Origin of the sequence: Chryseobacterium urinae (assembly GCF_030518295.1) — a bacterium.
GTDB classification, from domain to species: Bacteria; Bacteroidota; Bacteroidia; order Flavobacteriales; family Weeksellaceae; genus Chryseobacterium; species Chryseobacterium mucoviscidosis.
Map to the genome: position 1 here is coordinate 119,186 of NZ_JAULSJ010000004.1, position 19,516 is coordinate 138,701.

Below are 19,516 nucleotides of genomic sequence, written 5' to 3' on the forward strand. Positions count from 1 at the left end.
AATTTTTTATTGCTTTTCTTGGCAAAGTTCTACCAGTACGCCATTCGTGGATTTGGGATGAAGGAAGACAACTAATTTATTATCAGCACCTTCTTTCGGCTCTTCCGAGAGAAATTCAAAACCTTCTTTTTTCAGTCTTTGCACTTCCTCAAGAATATTTTCCACGCCAAAAGCCAGATGATGGATGCCTTCTCCTTTTTTTTCAATAAACTTTGAGATCGGGCTATCCTCTTTACTCGCCTCCAAAAGTTCAATTTTGCTTTCTCCGGCAGCATAAAATGAAGTAACCACCCCTTCCCTTTCTACAGATTCCTGTTTGTAAGATTCCTTTCCTAAAAGCTTTGCAAAAAGTTCATCAGATACGCCTAAAGATTTAACGGCAATGCCGATATGTTCTAATTTCATAAATATTTAAATAAATTAAGTCGTAAATTTGATACAGCGAACAAATTTCAAAGTATCAATTCAAACAAAAGTACTAAATTTGCAGAAATTATGGAAAGTAACAGACAAAGAAAAGTAGCACAGATTATACAGGAAGACTTCGCAGAACTTTTCCGCAAACAGGCTTCAGAAAGCAAACAAAGCATTCTGGTAACGGTTTCGGATGTAAAAGTAACGGCGGATCTGGGTATTGCCAAAATTTATTTAAGCATATTTCCACAGGAGCACCGCAAAGCCGTGATGAAGGAAATTGAAGAAAATAAAGCCCAATACAGAAACTTCATCGGTCAGAAAATGGCGAAGCAGGTTCGTATAATCCCTAATCTTAATTTCTACTTAGACACTTCTCTGGATGACGTTGAAAAACTGGAACGTGAATTGAGAGGTGAAGGTGACAACCCTATTCTGTAACCCTTGAAAAACATTGCATTTTATATCGCATCCCGATACCTTTTGTCTAAAAAAGGAAGCACTGCCGTTACGTTCATTACGTGGTTGGCGGTTGGTGCGATGACGGTTGCCGTAACTGCAATGTTCGTTATCATCTCAGTTTTTTCGGGGCTTGAAGACCTCAATAAAGAATTGATTTCAAATCTTCATGCCGATCTTACGATTAAAAGTTCTTCCGGAAAAACACTGAAAGATTTCGATAAAATTAATTCCGTTCTCAAAAACAATAAAGAGATCAGTAACTTTTCGAGAGTTATTGAAGAAAAGGTATATATTAGCTATAACGGAAAAGGCGATATTGCTTATTTAAGAGGGGTAGATTCTGCCTACACAAAAGTGAACCCCATCAATAAGGATGTTTTTTACGGCGCTTATCCCAGCTTTAAGTATTCCAACGAAGTTTTAATGGAAAACTCTCTGGATAACAGACTTTCGATTCCTGTACCGTCCAGTTCAGATTATGCAACGATCTTTATGCCGAAACCGGGAACCGGAATCATTAATAAAGAAGAAGATATTTACAACAAGAAAGATATCCTCGTCTCCGGAGTTTTTGCTGGAAAAGACCAACTGGACAATTATATTATTGCTCCTGTTGAATTGACTGAAGAGCTTTTAAATCTTCCTAAACATTCGGCTTATCAAATCGTTATCAAATTAAAGAATCCTGAAAATACAGACTCCGTAAAGCAACAGCTTATTTCTTCCCTTGGAAAAAACATTGATGTAAAAACCAAAGAGGAAGAAAATGCGGCATTCTGGAAAATGATCAATACCGAGAAGCTTTTTATTTATTTAATTTTTGCTTTGGTAATCTTTATTACCACCTTCAATTTAGCAGGAGCCATCATCATTCTTCAACTGGATAAAAAAGAACAGGCAAAATCCCTTATTTCGTTAGGTTTTCCGTTAAGTCATTTAAGACAGGTTTACTTTTATACCGGAGTTTTAATTGTCGTTCTAGGAATTATTTCAGGCTTACTTATAGGAACCGGACTTTGCTATTTCCAGCAGTTCACAGAGTTCTTTAAAGCCAACGAAACCTTACCTTTTCCGGTGAAAATAGTGGGTAAAAATTACATCACTGTTGCGGTTACCGCATCCTTATTCGGCTTTGGAATTTCATGGGTATTTTCCAAGATCAGCAAAGATTATATTACTAAAAATTAATACATAAGCTTTCATTTTTTCGTATCTTTGCGTCCCAATTTTTAAAAATGAAACGTAAATTATTCTCTTTTTTATTGAGCTTTGTCTTGATAAGTACCTTTGCTCAGATTCCTACGGGATATTACGACGGAACTGCAGGTCTTTCCGGAGCTGCTTTAAAAACCAAACTGAAACAGATTATTACTAACGGTCACGTTGACAATGGATATAGTGCACTATATAGTGGTTATGCAACAACGGATCGCGATAATATTGCAGGAATTCCGGGACTGGAAAACGACAATACGGTTTTAGACATGTATTCCGAGAATCCTAACGGAACAGATCCTTACTCATACAGCTATCCGGGAGCGCAGTGCGGAAATTATAACAGCGAAGGCGACTGCTACAACAGAGAGCATATCGTTCCTCAAAGTTTATTCAACAGCAATGCTCCGATGGTTTCAGATATTCATTTCATCAGACCGACCGACGGAAAAGTAAACGGAATGAGATCAAACTTTCCTTTCGGAAAAGTAGGATCGGCTTCTTTCACTTCTCAAAACGGATCAAAACTGGGAACTTCTGTTTCTCCGGGATATTCGGGGACGGTTTTTGAGCCTGTTGATGCTTTTAAAGGAGATATCGCGAGAATGGTTTTATATTTCGTAACAAGATATGAAACTCAGCTTTCAGGTTTCGGAACAGGAAATATGTTGGGAGGTTCCGCATTTCCGGGATTACAGACCTGGGAACTGAACCAGTTATTGGCATGGCATATCGCAGATCCTGTTTCTGCTACCGAAATTGCAAGAAACAACGCTTCTTATACTTATCAGGGAAACAGAAATCCATACATCGATCATCCTGAATACGTTGCTCAGATCTGGGGAACTCCGGTTGCCGATACACAGGCTCCGACTGCTCCAACTAATTTGGCGACCAACAACCCTACTTCCAACACCATTTCTTTAAGCTGGACGGCTTCTACAGATAACATCGGTGTTGTAGGATATGAAATTTATAAAGACGGCGTTTTATATGCTACGGTTACCGGAACAACGGCTACGGTTTCCGGGCTGAATCCTTCTACTACCTATAATTTTTATGTGATTGCTAAAGATGCAGCAGGAAATGCTTCTCCGGCGAGTAACACCGCTTCAGGAACAACTCTTGCAGGAGGACAGCCGGGCGGAAGCTGCGGAACAGAGGATTTCTCTAATATTCCGGCGGCGGCTTCAAACTATACAACGCAAACATGGACGAGCAATAGCATTACATGGACAGCCACAGACGCAAGAACCGATCAGACAATTAACAGCAGAGCTATTACTATTAAGAATGGTAACCTGACAAGCTCTACAATTTCAGGCGGAATCGGAAGCTTAACAGTAACTACGAAAATACCGTTTTCTGACTCTGCAGGTAATCTGACTTTACAGATTAACGGAACTAATGCAGGAACTATTCCTTTTACTACTTCAGCTACCACTACTACAATCAGTAACATCAATGTTCCTAACAATGTGGTTATTAAAATAATCAATTCTGAAACAGGAAAAAGAATTTCTATTGATGATTTAAGCTGGACCTGCTTCACTTCATTGGCAACTGCGGAAGTTTCAAAAGATAAATCTCAGTTTACCATCTATCCTAATCCTGTAAAAAACAATGAATTGTTTGTAAAAGGAGAAAATCTGAATAAAATTTCGAAAGCTCAGATTTATGATCTATCCGGAAAGCTGATCGAAACGATTGAAAATCCTTTTAAAACTTCTAACAGAATTAACCTGAAAGGTTTGTCCAAAGGAACTTACATTCTGAAAACAGATTCTTCCTCAGCGAAATTCATCGTAGAATAAAACAAAAAAAATATTTATCTCAAAGACCGGTTTTTTCCGGTCTTTTTTTATAATTTTATCTTATGGATTCCAACAAAAAATTAGGCTTGATCGGGAAAAACATTTCCTACTCTTTCTCGAAAAAATACTTTGAAGACAAATTCCAGAAACTGATGTTGAAAGATTATTCTTACAACATTTTTGATTTAAACGAAATTGATGAAGTGGAAGACGTCTTTTCTGCTCCGGAATTACTGGGCTTTAACGTAACGATTCCCTACAAAGAAAAAATCATCGATTATCTGGATGAACTGAGTGATGAAGCAAAAAAAATCGGAGCCGTAAATTGTGTACTGATTGAAAACGGAAAGAAAACAGGTTATAATACCGATGCTTTCGGATTCGAAAAGACTTTGCTGCTTCACAAAAAACCACACCATGATTCAGCCATCATTTTAGGAAACGGAGGTGCTGCAAAAGCGGTAAAATATGTTTTGGACAAACACGGAATTCCATCGGTTACGGTTTCCAGAAGCACGGAAATTAATTATGACAATTTAAATGCTGCTTTTGTACAGGATCATAAGCTCATTATCCAGTGTACTCCGGTAGGAACTTTCCCGAATGTGGAAGACTGCCTGAATTTCCCTTTCGAAGGGCTTTCAAAAGAACATTTGATTATCGATTTAATTTACAACCCAAACTATACCAAATTCATCATCAGTGCCTCTGAAAAAGGAGCCAAAACAGTAAACGGATATTATATGCTGGAACAACAGGCAGAAAAAGCATGGGAAATTTGGAATTTTCAAAAAAAATAACATAAATTAGTACTATATTTAGCTTTTTAGCTCTATATTTAGAGGATATTTTAATGCCACTCACATAAACGATTTGCTATGATTACAGAAAACAACCTTTCTGAAAACGAGGAAAACAAAAATTCTAACGAAATCCCTCAGGAAAAAACATCAGAACCTGCAGAATCTCAGGATGAAAGCACTCATTATGAGGAAACGGAACATGAAGAAGAGCACGAAGAAGTAGAAATTTCTCTTGCCGATGCCCTGAAGGAAATGGAAAAAATCATCAATGCGCCCAATGCAGGTGAAGATTTCAAAAAATTCAATCAGCTGAAAGAAAAAGCAAGTCATTACATCCATGATGAAGTGGAAGATAAAAAGCATGAATATGCCGAAGCGGGAAATGCTCCTGAAAATTTCAGTTATGAGCATCCTTCTCAGGCGAAATTCTCTGCTTTGGTGAATATTTTCAGAGAAAAGCACGATGCTTACCAAAAGGGGCAGGAAGAAGAACAGAAGAAAAATCTGGAGCACCGCCAAACCATCATCGAAAGGCTTAAAAATCTGTATACGAATTCCGAACCGGGAACCAATCTTTTCAAATCGATAAGAGAGATTAAAGAAGAATGGTCTAAAGCGGGACAGGTTGCGAAATCTGAATTCAAGATTCTTAACAACAATTATTTTCATCATCTGAACCAGTTTTATCAGATGCTTGATCTGAATAAGGAATTTCTGGAGCAGGAGTACAGCCACAATCTTGAAAAAAGACAACACATCATTGAGCGTGCAAAACAGCTTGAACATGAGCCTGTGATTCAGAAAGCGCTGAATGAGCTGCAATATCTTCACAAACTATGGAAAGAAGAAGCAGAACCGGTTGCAGAAGAATTCCGTGAGAAAACATGGGAAGAATTCAAAGAAATTTCAAATAAAATCCACGAAAGAAAATCTGAACTTTCGGCTGCCATTGAAACGGAGCAGAACGAAAATCTGGAAAAGAAAAATCAGATCATCGCTGAAATTAAGAAACTTTCTGAGCCCGGAGAAAATCCCAACCATAATTACTGGCAGAATGCGATCCGCAGAGTGGAAGATCTCCGTTCAGAATTTCTGAAAACAGGAAGCGTTCCGAGAAAGCTCTCTAACCAGAACTGGAACGAGTTCAAAACGATTCTGAGAGGATTCAACACGACAAAAAACACCTATTATAAATCATTAAAAGGTTCTCAGCAGGCAAATCTGGAAGAAAAATTAAAACTGATCCAAACTGCAAAAGACAACCAAAATAATGAAGAGTGGGACATCGCTGTTCCTTTGTTCAAAAAACTTCAGGAAGACTGGAAAAAAATCGGTCACGTTCCGAAAAGCATGACGAATAAAATCTGGGATGAATTCCGTGATGCGTGTAATGCGTTCTTCAACAATTACCGTGAAAAGAGTAATGCTTCTACGGATAACTGGAAGGAAAATTACAAGCAGAAAAAGGCAATTCTTGACGAGTTAAAAACAATCGGGAACGAAGATGGAAGTATCGAAAGAATTGAAGCCATTAAAACCGCATGGAACAACATCGGAAAAGTACCGAGAGATAAAATCTCCATCAATACAGAATTCAACAAAACGTTGAGGGAAAAATTGAAATTAAATAAAATCAACGAGCTGGAACTTAAAGAAGAAGGATTATCTGAAAATCAACTTACGGACAAAGCAAGAAAAATCAAGAGCCAGATTTCTGATCTTGAAGCTGAAATCGTAAAGCTGGAAAACAATCTCGCTTTCTTTAAAAATCCTTCAAGAGAGAATCCTATGTTGAGGGATACTTATAATTCTATCGACGAGAAAAAAGCTCATCTGGAAACTTTAAAACAAAATCTTCACAGCATTATTGCCGGAGAATAAAACTATTTAAAATATTAGAAAGCGGAGCAAAGCAATTTGACTTCGCTTTTTTCATTCAGTATGCAGGACGAATTTTATATTAAAAGAGCCATCGAACTGGCTCAGAAAGCCATCGGAAAAACCTATCCGAATCCTTTGGTGGGAAGTGTGATTGTTCATAACGGTACAATTATCGGTGAAGGCTATCATCAGAAAGCGGGAGAACCACATGCGGAAATTAACGCCATTAATTCTGTTGAAGACCCATCTTTAATTCCCGAATCTACTATTTACGTTACATTAGAACCTTGTGCACATTACGGAAAAACACCGCCCTGTGCTTTAAAGATTAAGGAATTAGGCTTTAAAAAAGTCGTAGTGGGAGCGATGGATTCTCATGACAAAGTGAACGGAAAAGGAAAAAAAATCATTCAGGATGCCGGAATTGAAGTAGTTTCAGGCGTTCTGGAAAAAGAATGTATTGATCTTAATAAAAGATTTTTCACCTATCACGAAAAGAAAAGACCTTACATTATTCTGAAATGGGCGCAATCGGGAGACGGATTTCTGGATAAGGATTTTAAACCAACCGCAGTTTCAAATTCTCTGGTGAATCAGTTTGTGCATCAGTTGAGAGCAGATGAACACGCTATTTTAGTCGGAACACAGACCGCTTTAAATGACAATCCCAGCTTAACGGTAAGAAATGTGGAAGGCGTTAATCCTGTGAGAATTTTAATTGATTTTGATCTTAAAGTTCCTCAGAATTTTAAAATTTACAACGAAGAAGCGAAAACCATCGTGATTAATTCTGTAAAAGAAGAAATTACAGATCATGTTCATTTTATTAAAACCGAAAAGGACAATTTCCTTCAGAATCTTATGGAAGCTCTGTATAAAGAGCAAATTCAGTCTGTGATTATCGAGGGTGGAAAATTCACTTTACAACAATTTATAGATGCTAATCTCTGGGACGAAACTGTGATAATTACTAACGAAAATCTACTTTTGGAAAACGGAACCAAAGCTCCTGTTTTTGACCAGTCAAATCCTTTCAAAACTGAAATTATCCGAGATAACCGCGTAGATTTTTTCCTTTCAGAAATCATTTAAACATTTAACAGTCAAAAATTTAACATAATAAAAATTTTATAATTTTTCACCATAGTTTGAAATTAAATGTGTAGCTTTATGATGAACTAAAAATCATCATCATGAAAAATTTAAGAAAATTATCAAAACATGAACTGAAAAGCGTTCTGGGAGGAATCGAAACCTGTGATCAAAACTGCATAACAGGATATTACAAATGCTGCATCCCGCGTCAGAGATATTATTGCCTTCCGATCGGCACAAAATGCACCAGTAATAATGGCCCCGGAAATCCAGGAGAGCCGGTTTAATACTGATCAGAAATTTTAATCATCTCCGCAACTAATTCAAACTATATGAAAAATCTAAAAAAGCTACCCAGAAAAGAACTTAAAAATCTTGTTGGAGGAATTGCACCGGTTTGCTGTTCTTATTATCCGCCAAATCTACAAAGATGCTGTAAAACCCCTTCAAGTATGAGCTGTCCTCCACCGTGGCTGGAAGGAAGCTTTCCTTGTTAATCGAATAAAGAGAACTGCAACGGTTCTCTTTTTTGTTGTCTGTTTACGGGACTTTTCTTAAAAAAATTTTACCTTTGAACAATTATTCTAACATTCGAAAAAATATCTTTCCTCATTATATATGTTCAATTTTAAAACGATAGAATCTCCGGTAGAAAATACTTTATTAAAAGAAAAGGGAAGTAAATTTCTGGGTTTTGCATTTCCCGTGAACAATGAGGAAGAACTGAAACACGCTTTGGAAAAAATCCGTGCAGAACATCAGAAGGCAACGCATCATTGCTATGCTTTCAGAATGGGACTTAACGGAGAAAACTATCGGGCAAATGACGACGGAGAACCTTCCGGAAGTGCAGGACTGCCCATTTATAACCAGTTATTAGCACATGAAATCACCAATGTTCTGGTTATTTCCGTACGTTATTACGGCGGCACAAAACTGGGGGTTTCCGGTTTGGTAAAAGCGTATAAAGAATCGGCAAAAATTACACTGGAAGAAGCAAATATCATTACAAAAGAGCTTGAAACGACTATTGAGATTCAGTTTAATTTTAATCAGCAGAATATAATTTTTACTTTGCTGTCTAAGTATGACGCGAAAATCATCAATTTTGATGCACAGGAAAGAGCAATAATTTCAGCAAAAATAAAATTAAGACACAAAGATGAAATTTTGGAATCCTTAATCAATATGCAATTTGTGGAATATAAAGTGCTCAATTAAAAGGAATTCACGTAAAGATTGCAAATCAAAAAATGGCTTCAACTGAAATTGATGATAAGTTTAGGTAAAGGCAATTCGTATTGATATTTTTGTAATGTTATTATATCATAATCAGATCAATTAAGATCAAAGTTTTATCATTTTATTTTCTTCCCTGTTATAAAGTATAATTTGAATATTCTTTTTCTGATATTTTTTCTTCAAATAAACTGCGATCTTCCGTTGAATTTCAATTTCCGGAATCGGTGCCGATTTTATTTCTTTAAACGCCCACTCCTGTAAATTTATATACCGACTTCCTTTACAAAAATTATTGGGTTCAGCTTCAAAATACGGTTTTAATTCTTTTACATTTTGTGAAATACAGATATTCATTTGATAGCCTTTTCTGGAATATAAATTAAATGAAAAATACTGATACCAACTCCCCCAGAAACTAAAAACAGGCAGTACAAACCACAGTACCAAAAACAATGCATTTGTGGCAATGGTTTTCTTATTAAGACCTTCCATGGGTTTTGAATAGATAATGCCTAAAATAAATATCATGGCAAAATTCCAGAGCCAGACTATTGAATTATATTTCAGCCCGAATGGTCCGATAAAAATAAGAATGCTTACGTGCATACCTATTAATAGATAACTAATCACTCTCTTTGACTTTGAAAACAATAATAGTAATGCTAAAAGAACTTCTACAAAAGGAATGAATAAGCCCACAAAAAAAAGCTTATACTTTAAAATAAAATCCATCGACAAGCCAAGAAAATCCCTTAAAAACATATTGAGCCATACCAAAGAAAGGAAACTGCGACTGAATTTATGAAGACCACTGAAAATATAGACCGACACTAAAAATAAATGACCAAATATTAAAATATTTTCACGTTTGTAGAAATTAAGAATGACCAAGAGCAAAAAACACAGATACATATATTCCCAAGGCTGCCATCTCACCGTATCCAAAGAACAGCTCATTGCTTCTAATAAAAATAAAACAACAAGCAACCATCTGTTGGGTTTAATACATACAACAAGCAATAATGCAGATAGAGAAGCTCCGAATAAAAACTGATGCACAAAAGCAGGAATGTTTTCTAAACTGCTTATTGGGGGAATTACAGGATATACTCTTTCTGTAATCCAAGTTTTATAGCTCCCAATTTTGGTTAAAAACCAGAAAAAAGCGATGCCCTTGATTAAATAGTTGGTTTGCTTTTCTAATTCATAATTATCGCGCATTGATGTTTCCTGATTATTTCATAAAAATATTAATTTCAATTGAATATAGAACATCATTTATTGCACAAAAAAAACATCTCGGACAAACGATCCGAGATGCGATATGTTTCGTTTACATTTGAAGATTAATCCCTTCTTCCGCCCATTAATAAGGAAGCAAAATAAAGAAGCTGTACCAAAGATCCGATCGCAGCCACCACATATGTTCTTGCTGCCCATTTCAGACTGTCTTTTACGCCTACATACTCTTCCGTTGTTACCGTGCCTGTATCACGAAGCCATTTCATCGCTCTGTTGCTTGCATCATATTCCACCGGAAGCGTCACAAATGCGAAAAGCGTTGTAAAAGCAAACATAATCACTCCTATTGTAAGAACAAGTTTACTTCCGCTTAATGCCATGATAACAAGCCCTCCCATAATGACAAACTGCATCAGGTTGGAACTTATGCTTACCACCGGAACCAATTTAGAACGAAGCTGTAACATAGAATATCCTACTTTATGCTGAACGGCATGACCGCATTCATGAGCTGCAACAGCCGCTGCTGCTGCGTTCCTCTGCATATACACCGCTTCGGATAGGTTAACTGTTTTATTTTCGGGATTATAATGATCTGTTAACTGTCCCGGAACCGACATTACCTGTACGTCATTAATTCCGTTGTCTCTCAGCATTTTTTCCGCAATTTCTTTTCCTGAAAGTCCGTTTCTAAGATAGACTTTAGAATATTCTTCGAATTTCGATTTCAGCCTCCATGAAACAAACCAGCTTACCGCCATCGAAACAATAATAATCAAATAATAACCATTCATCTCTGTAATCTTTTATAATATACTTTTCATCCCATATGATGTAAAAACTGTGCCAAAGTATTGTATTAATTTAGCTATATTTGTTCCATAATTTCACGAAAGAATCATGTCAGAAATTTCAGTTATTGAGGTAAAAAACAGCGATCAGCTAAAGCAATTCGTAAGATTTCCCATGGATCTGTACAAAAACAATCCGTATTACGTTCCGGCTCTTATTAATGATGAGATTAAAATATGGAGTACGAAGGAAAATCCGGCACTGCAATACTCTGAAGCCAAACAGTTTCTTGCCTATCAGAATAATAAAATCGTCGGAAGAATTGCCTTAATGATCAATCATAAGGAAGAACGCGAACTAGGGATAAAGAAAGTACGCTTTGGCTGGATTGATTTTATTGATGATGAAAAAGTTTCTCAGGCACTCATCGGAAAGGCAGTTGAGTACGCCAAAGAAAAAAACATCGGAAAGATTGAAGGACCAATGGGTTTCACGAACCTTGATAAAGCCGGAATGCTGACTTTGGGCTTCGATAAACTGGCAACGATGATCGGAATCTACAATCATGCGTATTATCCTCAACATCTGGAAAAACTGGGTTTAACCAAAGAAAAGGAATGGGTGGAATTTGAAATTATGTTCCCGGATTCCCTTCCGGAGAAAATTTACAAATTCAACGAACTGATTTCCCAGAAATACCATCTGAAAGTTCTAAGATTTAAATCTAAAGAAGAAATTCTGCAGTATGTGGATGCGATGTTTGATCTGCTGGATGAAACGTACAAGCACCTTTCTACCTACACTCCTATTTCAGATGAACAGCGAAAAACCTACAAAGAGAAATATTTCCCTTTAATAGATAAAGATTTCATCGTGTGTATCGCAGATGAAAATAACAATCTGGTTTCTTTTGCCATTACAATGCCCTCCTATTCAAAAGCTCTGCAAAAATCCAAAGGAAAACTGCTTCCTTTCGGATGGTGGCATTTTTTACAGGCAGGAAAGAAAAACGACAGGGCTAATTTTTACCTGATCGGAATTCATCCTGATTATCAGAGACGCGGTGTAACGTCCATTATTTTTAAAGAAATCTGGGACATCTTCAATAAAAAAGGAGTGAAATATCTGGAAACCAATCCGGAATTAGAAGAGAACAAAAGCATTCAGCTTCTTTGGCAGGATTACAATCCCGTGAACCATAAAAGAAGGAGAACCTACGCTCTGGAAATCAAATAATTTTTCATCATCAAAAAGTAGACTTATTGTAAGTTTTAAAATATGAAACCACAACTCATCATTTTCGGAATTTTAATTGTCGGATTTATTGCATACAATTTATTTTTCCAGTTGGCGGACGACAGAACCAATACAGCAGTGAATATTATCTACGCAAGTCTCCTTTTTGCCTATATTTCCTTTATGGCATATTCTCTCATCAGAAAAATGAAAAAATAATCGTTATTTTTAATGATTCTAAATTATCCGTTTTATCCATTTTCAAGCTACTTTTAACCTCATAAATTTCATGCTTTCTTGTTTATTCGCTAAATTTGCAAATTGAGATAATAATGCAAAAATGAATTTACCTGAAAGTTATATTCCAATCCTTATACAAGCAGGTGTTGCGATCGGTTTCGTAGCCATTTCTTTGCTTGGAGCGCATTTTTTAGGTCCGAAACAGAAAAAAGGAAATTCTGTAAAAAACCAGAGCTGGGAGTGTGGAGTCCCGGTAGAAGGAAATGCAAGAACACCGTTTTCCATTAAGTACTTTTTGACGGCGGTATTATTCGTATTATTCGATATTGAAATCGTATTTTTTTATCCGTACGCGGTAAACTTCAGAGAATTCGGAATGGAAGGATTCCTTGCCGTTCTTACATTCGTAGCGATCTTCTTCATGGCATTTTTCTATGTATGGAAAAGAGGCGCTTTAGATTGGGATAAATAAGAAATTATAAATTTTAAATTACAAATTTTAGATGGTGATTTTCGATTAAAGTTAACATTAACAATAATTTAGAATCTAAAATTTAAAATCTAAAATCTACTAAAATGTCAGATAACAAACCAGTAATAAGAACAGATGCACCGGCTCCGGAAGGATTTGAAGGAGAAGGTTTTTTCGCAACGAAACTGAGCAGTGTAATCGGGATGGCAAGAAAATTCTCTCTTTGGCCGTTACCATTTGCAACCTCTTGTTGCGGTATCGAGTTTATGGCTACCCTGAATCCAACGTATGATGCTTCCCGATTTGGTATGGAAAGAAACTCTTTCTCCCCAAGACAGGCAGATATGTTAATGGTTTGCGGAACGATATCCAAAAAATTAGGACCAGTACTTAAAGAAGTGTACACTCAGATGGCAGAGCCGAAATGGGTGGTTGCAGTTGGAGCCTGTGCTTCCAGCGGTGGTATTTTTGATACGTATTCTGTTTTACAGGGTATTGATAAAATTATTCCGGTAGACGTTTACGTTCCGGGATGTCCTCCGAGACCGGAACAGATTATTGAAGGTGTAATGCAGGTTCAGGCTTTGGCGGAAAGCGAAAGCATCAGAAGAAGAGATATGCCTGAATACCAGAAATTACTAGATTCTTACAACATTAGCAACTAACGGAAATGACAAACGAATTCGTATTAGAAGCAATTACAAGAGAATTTCCGGAGTCTGTTATTGCAAGTTCAGAGCCTTATGGAATGTTGACGATTGAAGTAAAGAAGGAAGATCTGAAAAAAATCGTTCACTATCTGAAAGATTCATCACTGGAAATCAATTTCCTTACCGATGTATGCGGAATCCATTATCCTGAGTTTCCGGAAAAGGAAATCGGTGTGGTTTATCACCTGCACAACATGATGACGAACTTCAGATTACGTCTGAAAATATTCATGTCCAGAGAAAACATCGAAGTAGATTCTTTAGTGGAATTGTATGCAGGAGCCAACTGGATGGAAAGAGAAACGTATGATTTCTACGGAATCAAATTTAAAGGACATCCGGATCTGAGACCTATTTTAAATATGGAAGATCTTGGTTACCACCCGATGCTGAAAGAATATCGTCTGGAAGACGGAACAAGAACAGACAAGAACGACAGCATGTTCGGAAGATAAAAAAGCGAATGGCACCAATGGCAGCGAGCCAATAGCCAGAAGCAAATAGCTAAAAGCAATCATTATGAAAGATAACTCATTATCTAATATACTCAACCAATACGAAAGTAAGGAACAGATTGACGGACAGTTATACACCCTCAATTTAGGACCTACCCACCCTGCAACGCACGGTATTTTTCAGAATATCTTAACGATGGACGGAGAAAGAATCCTTCATGCAGAGCAGACTGTGGGATATATCCACAGAGCATTTGAGAAAATTTCTGAAAGAAGAAACTACTCTCAGATCACTACCCTTACCGACCGTATGAACTACTGTTCTGCGCCGATTAACAATTTAGGTTGGCACATGACGGTTGAAAAACTGATCGGCGTTGAAGTTCCAAAACGTGTAGACTACATGCGTGTTATTTTAATGGAGCTTGCGAGAATCGGAGATCACCTAATCTGTAACGGTGTAACAGGAATGGACTCCGGAGCAATTACCGGTCTTACCTATATGTTCATCGAAAGAGAACGTATCTACGATATGTATGAGCAGATCTGCGGAGCGAGAATGACGACCAATATGGGAAGAATCGGAGGTTTTGAAAGAGATTTCACTCCAAAATTCCATGAGTTATTAAAGGATTTCCTTAAAACGTTCCCGCCAAGATTCAAAGAATTCTGTACATTATTAGAAAGAAACAGAATCTTTATGGACAGAACCATCGGAGCAGGATCTATTTCTGCAGAAAGAGCATTAAGCTATGGTTTCACAGGTCCGAATTTACGTGCAACAGGTGTGGATTATGACGTGAGAGTTGCGCAGCCTTATTCTTCTTACCAGGATTTCGACTTTATCATTCCGGTAGGAACTTCCGGAGATACCTACGACCGTTTCATGGTTCGTCAGCAGGAAATCTGGGAATCTATTAAAATCATCAAACAAGCATACGAAAACCTTCCTGAAGGACCATTCCACGCGGATGTTCCGGATTTCTATCTTCCTGAAAAGGCAGATGTCTACAAGAAAATGGAAGCACTGATTTACCATTTCAAAATTGTAATGGGAGAAACAGATGTACCGAAAGGAGAAGTATATCATGCAGTAGAAGGCGGAAACGGAGAATTAGGTTTCTATCTTGTGAGTGATGGCGGAAGAAGCCCTTACCGACTGCATTTCAGAAGACCTTGTTTCATCTACTATCAGGCATATCCTGAGATGATTACAGGTTCTGTAATTTCAGATGCGATCGTTACGATGTGTAGTATGAATATTATTGCGGGAGAATTGGACGCATAAAAGAAATTATAGATTTTGGATTATAAATTTTAAATTAATCTAAACTCTTTAAATATAAATTAATATCAAAATTGATAAGATTTTTAGAACTAAGATTTTCATCTAAAATCTAAAATCTAAAATCTAAAATCTTTAAATATGAGCGAAACAATAGCTTTTAAACCGGAAATTTTAGAACAGGTACACAAAATCATCGCAAGATATCCTGAAGGAAGACAAAAATCTGCCCTTATCCCTGTACTTCATTTGGCACAGAAAGAATTCGGAGGCTGGTTAGACGTTCCGGTAATGGATTATGTTGCAGAATTATTGAGTATCAAACCTATCGAAGTTTATGAAGTAGCTACTTTCTACACCATGTTCAACATGAAGCCGGTAGGTAAATATGTTCTGGAAGTTTGCAGAACCGGACCTTGTATGGTTTCGGGAAGTGAAAAAATCCTAGACCATATCCGTACAAAACTGAACATTAAAGACGGACAGACTACGGAAGACGGAATGTTTACTTTAAAACCTGCTGAATGTTTGGGAGCTTGTGGATATGCTCCGATGATGCAGCTTGGAAAATTTTTCCATGAAAATTTAACGATAGAAAAAGTAGACGAAATCCTTGATCTTTGCAGAGAAGGACAAATCGCTTTAGACTAATAGAAATTTTAAATTCTACATTTTAGATTTTAAATTATTCACTTAACGTTTAATCATAATTAATGCAAGAAGCCAAAAGCCTATTGCAAGAAGCAAATAACAATGAGTAAAAAACTTTTACTTAAAAACGCACATATTGAAGGCATCCGCTACTTTGAAACCTACCGTAAAAACGGAGGTTACGAAGCTGCTGAAAAAGCCTTAAAAATGACTCCTGACGAAATTCTTGAAGAAGTAAAAGCTTCAGGACTTCGTGGACGTGGTGGAGCAGGATTCCCAACAGGAATGAAATGGAGCTTCCTTGCAAAACCGGAAGGCGTTCCGAGACACCTTGTTGTAAATGCCGATGAGTCTGAACCGGGAACGTTCAAAGACAGATATCTGATGGAGTTTCTTCCTCACTTACTGATCGAAGGAATGCTTATTTCATCATACTGTTTAGGTTCAAATGTTTCCTATATCTACATCCGTGGAGAATACTCATGGATTCCTGATATTCTTGAAGAAGCTATTGAAGAAGCAAAGGCAGCAGGATTTTTAGGTAAAAATATTTTAGGAACCGGTTTCGATTGTGAAATTTACGTTCAGAGAGGTGGTGGAGCATACATCTGTGGTGAAGAAACCGCATTGCTTGAATCTCTTGAAGGTAAAAGAGGAAATCCGAGACTGAAACCGCCATTCCCTGCTGTAAAAGGACTTTGGGAAAGACCAACGGTAGTGAATAACGTTGAATCTATTGCGGCCGTTGTTCCGATCATTGAAATTACAGGTGCTGAATATGCTAAAATAGGAGTTGGAAGATCTACAGGAACAAAATTAATTTCTGCCTGTGGAAACATCAACAAACCCGGAGTGTATGAAATCGACATGACCATTACGGTTGAAGAATTCATTTACTCTGAAGAATATTGCGGAGGAATTAAAGACGGGAAAAGATTAAAAGCCTGTATTCCGGGAGGAAGCTCTGTTCCGATTGTTCCGGCTAATTTATTATTAAAAACCGTAAACGGAGAACCTCGATACATGAACTACGAATCTTTGGCTGACGGTGGATTTGCTACCGGAACCATGATGGGTTCAGGAGGATTCATTGTTTTGGATGAAGATCAGTGTATCGTAGAACATACCATGACTTTAGCGAGATTTTACAATCACGAAAGTTGCGGACAATGTACCCCTTGCCGTGAAGGAACGGGATGGATGTATAAGATTTTAAAGAAAATCGAGAAAGGAGAAGGAAAAATGGAAGACATCGATCTACTTTGGGATATCCAAAGAAAAATCGAAGGAAACACAATTTGTCCGTTAGGTGATGCAGCAGCATGGCCTGTTGCAGCGGCTATTCGTCACTTCAGAGATGAATTCGAATGGCACATTAAAAACCCTGAGTTATCACAGACTCAGAACTACGGATTGGCACATTATGCAGATCCGATTCCTGCAGTTGAGAAGAATGCTTAAGATGAAAAAAATATTGGCAGTAGGTCTAATGATGTCGGGTTTTGTTTTCGGACAGGTAAAAAAAGATACATTAGAAGAAAAAAAATATAAACTAGAGGCGACTCCATACAAAGCTGAAAAAAAAGAAAAACCTTTACCCTTAAGCAAAAAAGGTCAGGTTTTCGTTTTCTACGGATGGAACAGAGCGGCTTACAGCAATTCTGACATTCATTTCTCGGGAAACGGTTATGATTTTCAGTTGAATAATGTCTCTGCGAAAGACAGACCAACTAAATTCGGAATTGTTTATTTCGATCCAAGCTGGTTTACAGTGACCCAGTATAATTTCAGACTTGGTTATTTTATTAAAGATAATTTAGCTTTGGTTTTAGGAATTGATCATATGAAATATGTAATGAACCAGGATCAGACGGTTGGGTTTTCAGGAAATATTTCAGATCCGAAATATGCAGCCATGGTACAGAATGGGCAGGTAAATCTTGCCGATGAAAAGTTCCTTACTTTTGAGCATACAGACGGATTAAATTATGAAAACGTAGGACTTGAAAAATATAAAAATCTGGTTCATAAAAAGAACATCGATCTGGTATGGTCTTACGGAGCCGGAATCGGGTTTATGTTTCCGAAAAGTAATGTAAAGCTTTTTGGTAACGAGAGAAGCGACCGTTTTCACGTTGCCGGAATGGGAACCGATTTAAGATCCAGTCTTAACCTTGTATTCTGGAAAAACTGGATGCTGAGAGCAGAAGTAAAAGCCGGATACATCAATATGTGGGACATTAAAACGACATTAAATAATAAACCGGATAAAGCCAGACAGGATTTTGTTTTCGGACAGGTTCTTGCCGGAATCGGATATACATTTAATACAAAAAAGTATAATTAAAACAGAGCTTAATTGCTAAGGCAAAAGCGAAAAGCATAGAATATGAGCGAAGAGGTTAAAAAATTCAAAATAACGATAGACGGACAGACTACTGAAGTTTTGCCGGGTACTTCTATTCTGGAAGCTGCAAGACAAATCGGCGGAAAATCTGTACCTCCTGCAATGTGCTACTACAGCAAACTGGAAACCAGCGGCGGAAGATGCAGAACCTGCCTTGTGGAAGTTTCCAAAGGGTCTGAAGCAGATCCGCGTCCTATGCCGAAATTGGTGGCAAGCTGCAGAACCAACGTTATGGATGGGATGGAAGTAAAAAATCTTACTTCTGAAAAAGCTCAGGAAGGAAGAAAAGCAGTTACGGAATTCCTTTTGGTAAACCATCCGTTAGACTGCCCTATCTGCGATCAGGCAGGAGAATGTCATCTTCAGGATTTAGGGTACGAGCACGGAAATCTTGAAACCAGAACGGAATTCGAAAGAAATACACATGAAGCAGACGATTTGGGTCCTCACATCAAACTGAATATGAACCGTTGTATTCTTTGTGCAAGATGTGTACTCGCTGCAAACCAGTTAACCGGAGAAAGAGAACACGGAATTTTGTTCAGAGGAGATCACGCTGAAATTTCAACCTACTTAAATAAAGCTCTGGATAATGATTTCATCGGAAACGTAATCGACGTTTGTCCTGTAGGAGCATTAACCGACAGAACAGCACGTTTTTCAAGCAGAGTATGGTTTACAAAACCAATGAACGCTACCTGCAAATGTGATAAATGTTCCGGAAAAGCCGTAGTCTGGATGAAAGGTGACGAAATCGTGAGAGTTACCGCAAGAAAAGACCAGTGGGGAGAAGTTGAAGAATTTATCTGCGACACCTGCCGTTTCGACAGAAAAGAGCTTTCTGACTGGAATATTGAAGGTCCGAGACACATCGACAGACATTCAGTAATTTCATTGAACCACTACGAAAAGCCTAAAGATGAACTAAGAGTTTTAGATAATCCGATGGCAAAGGAAATCAGTGAAAAAGACGAAAAATAAGAAGTTGGATGTCTGAAGATGGAAGATGGAGGTTTATAACCGTAAAATATTCCGCTTCTGCTTTTAACTTTAAAATCGTTAAAAAATAAAATAAATTGGTAATGTGATGAAGAGTTGAT

General features: G+C 37.4%; 22 protein-coding genes. 19 read left to right on the forward strand and 3 right to left on the reverse strand.

Translation table 11 applies throughout. The features are described from left to right. Positions 1–6 precede the first annotated feature (6 nt). Entirely contained in the window at positions 7–405 is a 399-nt protein-coding gene (mce, locus tag QWT87_RS03795; RefSeq protein WP_302713760.1) for a methylmalonyl-CoA epimerase, read from the reverse strand. A gap of 90 nt (positions 406–495) precedes the next feature. Between mce and rbfA the strand changes: the two genes are divergently transcribed. The 9 genes from rbfA (at position 496) to QWT87_RS03840 (ending at position 8,905) form a co-directional block, all read left to right on the forward strand. Further along, positions 496–855 (forward strand): 30S ribosome-binding factor RbfA, encoded by a 360-nt coding sequence (gene rbfA, locus QWT87_RS03800; RefSeq protein ID WP_302713762.1) that lies wholly within the window; start codon positions 496–498, stop codon positions 853–855. Between the two features lie 3 nt (positions 856–858). Next, positions 859–2,064, forward strand: a complete 1,206-nt coding sequence (locus QWT87_RS03805; protein ID WP_302713764.1) for an ABC transporter permease — start codon at positions 859–861, stop codon at positions 2,062–2,064. Between the two features lie 47 nt (positions 2,065–2,111). Further along, positions 2,112–3,905 (forward strand): endonuclease, encoded by a 1,794-nt coding sequence (locus QWT87_RS03810; protein ID WP_302713766.1) that lies wholly within the window; start codon positions 2,112–2,114, stop codon positions 3,903–3,905. Between the two features lie 62 nt (positions 3,906–3,967). Then, positions 3,968–4,705, forward strand: a complete 738-nt coding sequence (locus QWT87_RS03815) for a shikimate dehydrogenase family protein (RefSeq protein ID WP_302713768.1) — start codon at positions 3,968–3,970, stop codon at positions 4,703–4,705. Positions 4,706–4,783: 78 nt separating this feature from the next. Beyond that, positions 4,784–6,589 (forward strand): DUF349 domain-containing protein, encoded by a 1,806-nt coding sequence (locus QWT87_RS03820; RefSeq protein WP_302713770.1) that lies wholly within the window; start codon positions 4,784–4,786, stop codon positions 6,587–6,589. Positions 6,590–6,649: 60 nt separating this feature from the next. Beyond that, complete coding sequence (ribD, locus tag QWT87_RS03825) at positions 6,650–7,681, forward strand: bifunctional diaminohydroxyphosphoribosylaminopyrimidine deaminase/5-amino-6-(5-phosphoribosylamino)uracil reductase RibD (protein ID WP_302713772.1); 1,032 nt, start codon at positions 6,650–6,652, stop codon at positions 7,679–7,681. 101 nt (positions 7,682–7,782) lie between these two features. Next, positions 7,783–7,971 (forward strand): bacteriocin-like protein, encoded by a 189-nt coding sequence (locus tag QWT87_RS03830; protein ID WP_087705838.1) that lies wholly within the window; start codon positions 7,783–7,785, stop codon positions 7,969–7,971. A 45-nt stretch (positions 7,972–8,016) separates the two neighbouring features. Next, complete coding sequence (locus QWT87_RS03835; protein ID WP_302713774.1) at positions 8,017–8,181, forward strand: bacteriocin-like protein; 165 nt, start codon at positions 8,017–8,019, stop codon at positions 8,179–8,181. Positions 8,182–8,302: 121 nt separating this feature from the next. Then, a complete protein-coding gene (locus QWT87_RS03840) occupies positions 8,303–8,905 on the forward strand; it encodes an IMPACT family protein (protein ID WP_302713776.1) in 603 nt (200 codons plus the stop codon). A gap of 126 nt (positions 8,906–9,031) precedes the next feature. Here the strand turns inward: QWT87_RS03840 and QWT87_RS03845 are convergent, their stop codons facing one another. Further along, positions 9,032–10,147: a hypothetical protein gene (locus QWT87_RS03845; RefSeq protein WP_302713778.1), complete on the reverse strand. Its 1,116-nt coding sequence runs from the start codon at positions 10,145–10,147 to the stop codon at positions 9,032–9,034. Positions 10,148–10,272: 125 nt separating this feature from the next. Further along, positions 10,273–10,962, reverse strand: a complete 690-nt coding sequence (locus QWT87_RS03850; protein ID WP_087705832.1) for a zinc metallopeptidase — start codon at positions 10,960–10,962, stop codon at positions 10,273–10,275. 106 nt (positions 10,963–11,068) lie between these two features. Between QWT87_RS03850 and QWT87_RS03855 the strand changes: the two genes are divergently transcribed. The 10 genes from QWT87_RS03855 (at position 11,069) to QWT87_RS03900 (ending at position 19,397) form a co-directional block, all read left to right on the forward strand. Further along, positions 11,069–12,196, forward strand: coding sequence for a GNAT family N-acetyltransferase (locus tag QWT87_RS03855; protein WP_087705831.1), 1,128 nt, complete (start codon positions 11,069–11,071; stop codon positions 12,194–12,196). A gap of 42 nt (positions 12,197–12,238) precedes the next feature. Next, positions 12,239–12,415 carry a hypothetical protein gene (locus tag QWT87_RS03860; protein WP_302713782.1) on the forward strand — a complete coding sequence of 59 codons (177 nt, stop codon included), beginning with the start codon at positions 12,239–12,241 and terminating at the stop codon, positions 12,413–12,415. Positions 12,416–12,536: 121 nt separating this feature from the next. Beyond that, positions 12,537–12,908, forward strand: coding sequence for an NADH-quinone oxidoreductase subunit A (locus tag QWT87_RS03865; protein ID WP_027380112.1), 372 nt, complete (start codon positions 12,537–12,539; stop codon positions 12,906–12,908). Positions 12,909–13,012: 104 nt separating this feature from the next. Beyond that, on the forward strand, positions 13,013–13,573 hold the full coding sequence (locus QWT87_RS03870) for an NADH-quinone oxidoreductase subunit B (RefSeq protein ID WP_047397471.1): 561 nt from the start codon (positions 13,013–13,015) through the stop codon (positions 13,571–13,573). A 5-nt stretch (positions 13,574–13,578) separates the two neighbouring features. Beyond that, positions 13,579–14,073, forward strand: a complete 495-nt coding sequence (locus tag QWT87_RS03875) for an NADH-quinone oxidoreductase subunit C (RefSeq protein ID WP_076393017.1) — start codon at positions 13,579–13,581, stop codon at positions 14,071–14,073. Between the two features lie 64 nt (positions 14,074–14,137). Further along, positions 14,138–15,361 (forward strand): NADH dehydrogenase (quinone) subunit D, encoded by a 1,224-nt coding sequence (nuoD, locus tag QWT87_RS03880; protein WP_076393019.1) that lies wholly within the window; start codon positions 14,138–14,140, stop codon positions 15,359–15,361. A gap of 138 nt (positions 15,362–15,499) precedes the next feature. Beyond that, positions 15,500–16,009, forward strand: a complete 510-nt coding sequence (locus QWT87_RS03885; RefSeq protein WP_302713800.1) for an NADH-quinone oxidoreductase subunit NuoE family protein — start codon at positions 15,500–15,502, stop codon at positions 16,007–16,009. A 102-nt stretch (positions 16,010–16,111) separates the two neighbouring features. Continuing rightward, entirely contained in the window at positions 16,112–17,470 is a 1,359-nt protein-coding gene (gene nuoF / locus QWT87_RS03890; protein ID WP_076393023.1) for an NADH-quinone oxidoreductase subunit NuoF, read from the forward strand. Position 17,471: 1 nt separating this feature from the next. After that, positions 17,472–18,356 (forward strand): hypothetical protein, encoded by an 885-nt coding sequence (locus QWT87_RS03895; RefSeq protein WP_302713803.1) that lies wholly within the window; start codon positions 17,472–17,474, stop codon positions 18,354–18,356. A 42-nt stretch (positions 18,357–18,398) separates the two neighbouring features. Beyond that, positions 18,399–19,397, forward strand: coding sequence for a 2Fe-2S iron-sulfur cluster-binding protein (locus QWT87_RS03900; RefSeq protein WP_302713805.1), 999 nt, complete (start codon positions 18,399–18,401; stop codon positions 19,395–19,397). Positions 19,398–19,516 lie beyond the last annotated feature (119 nt).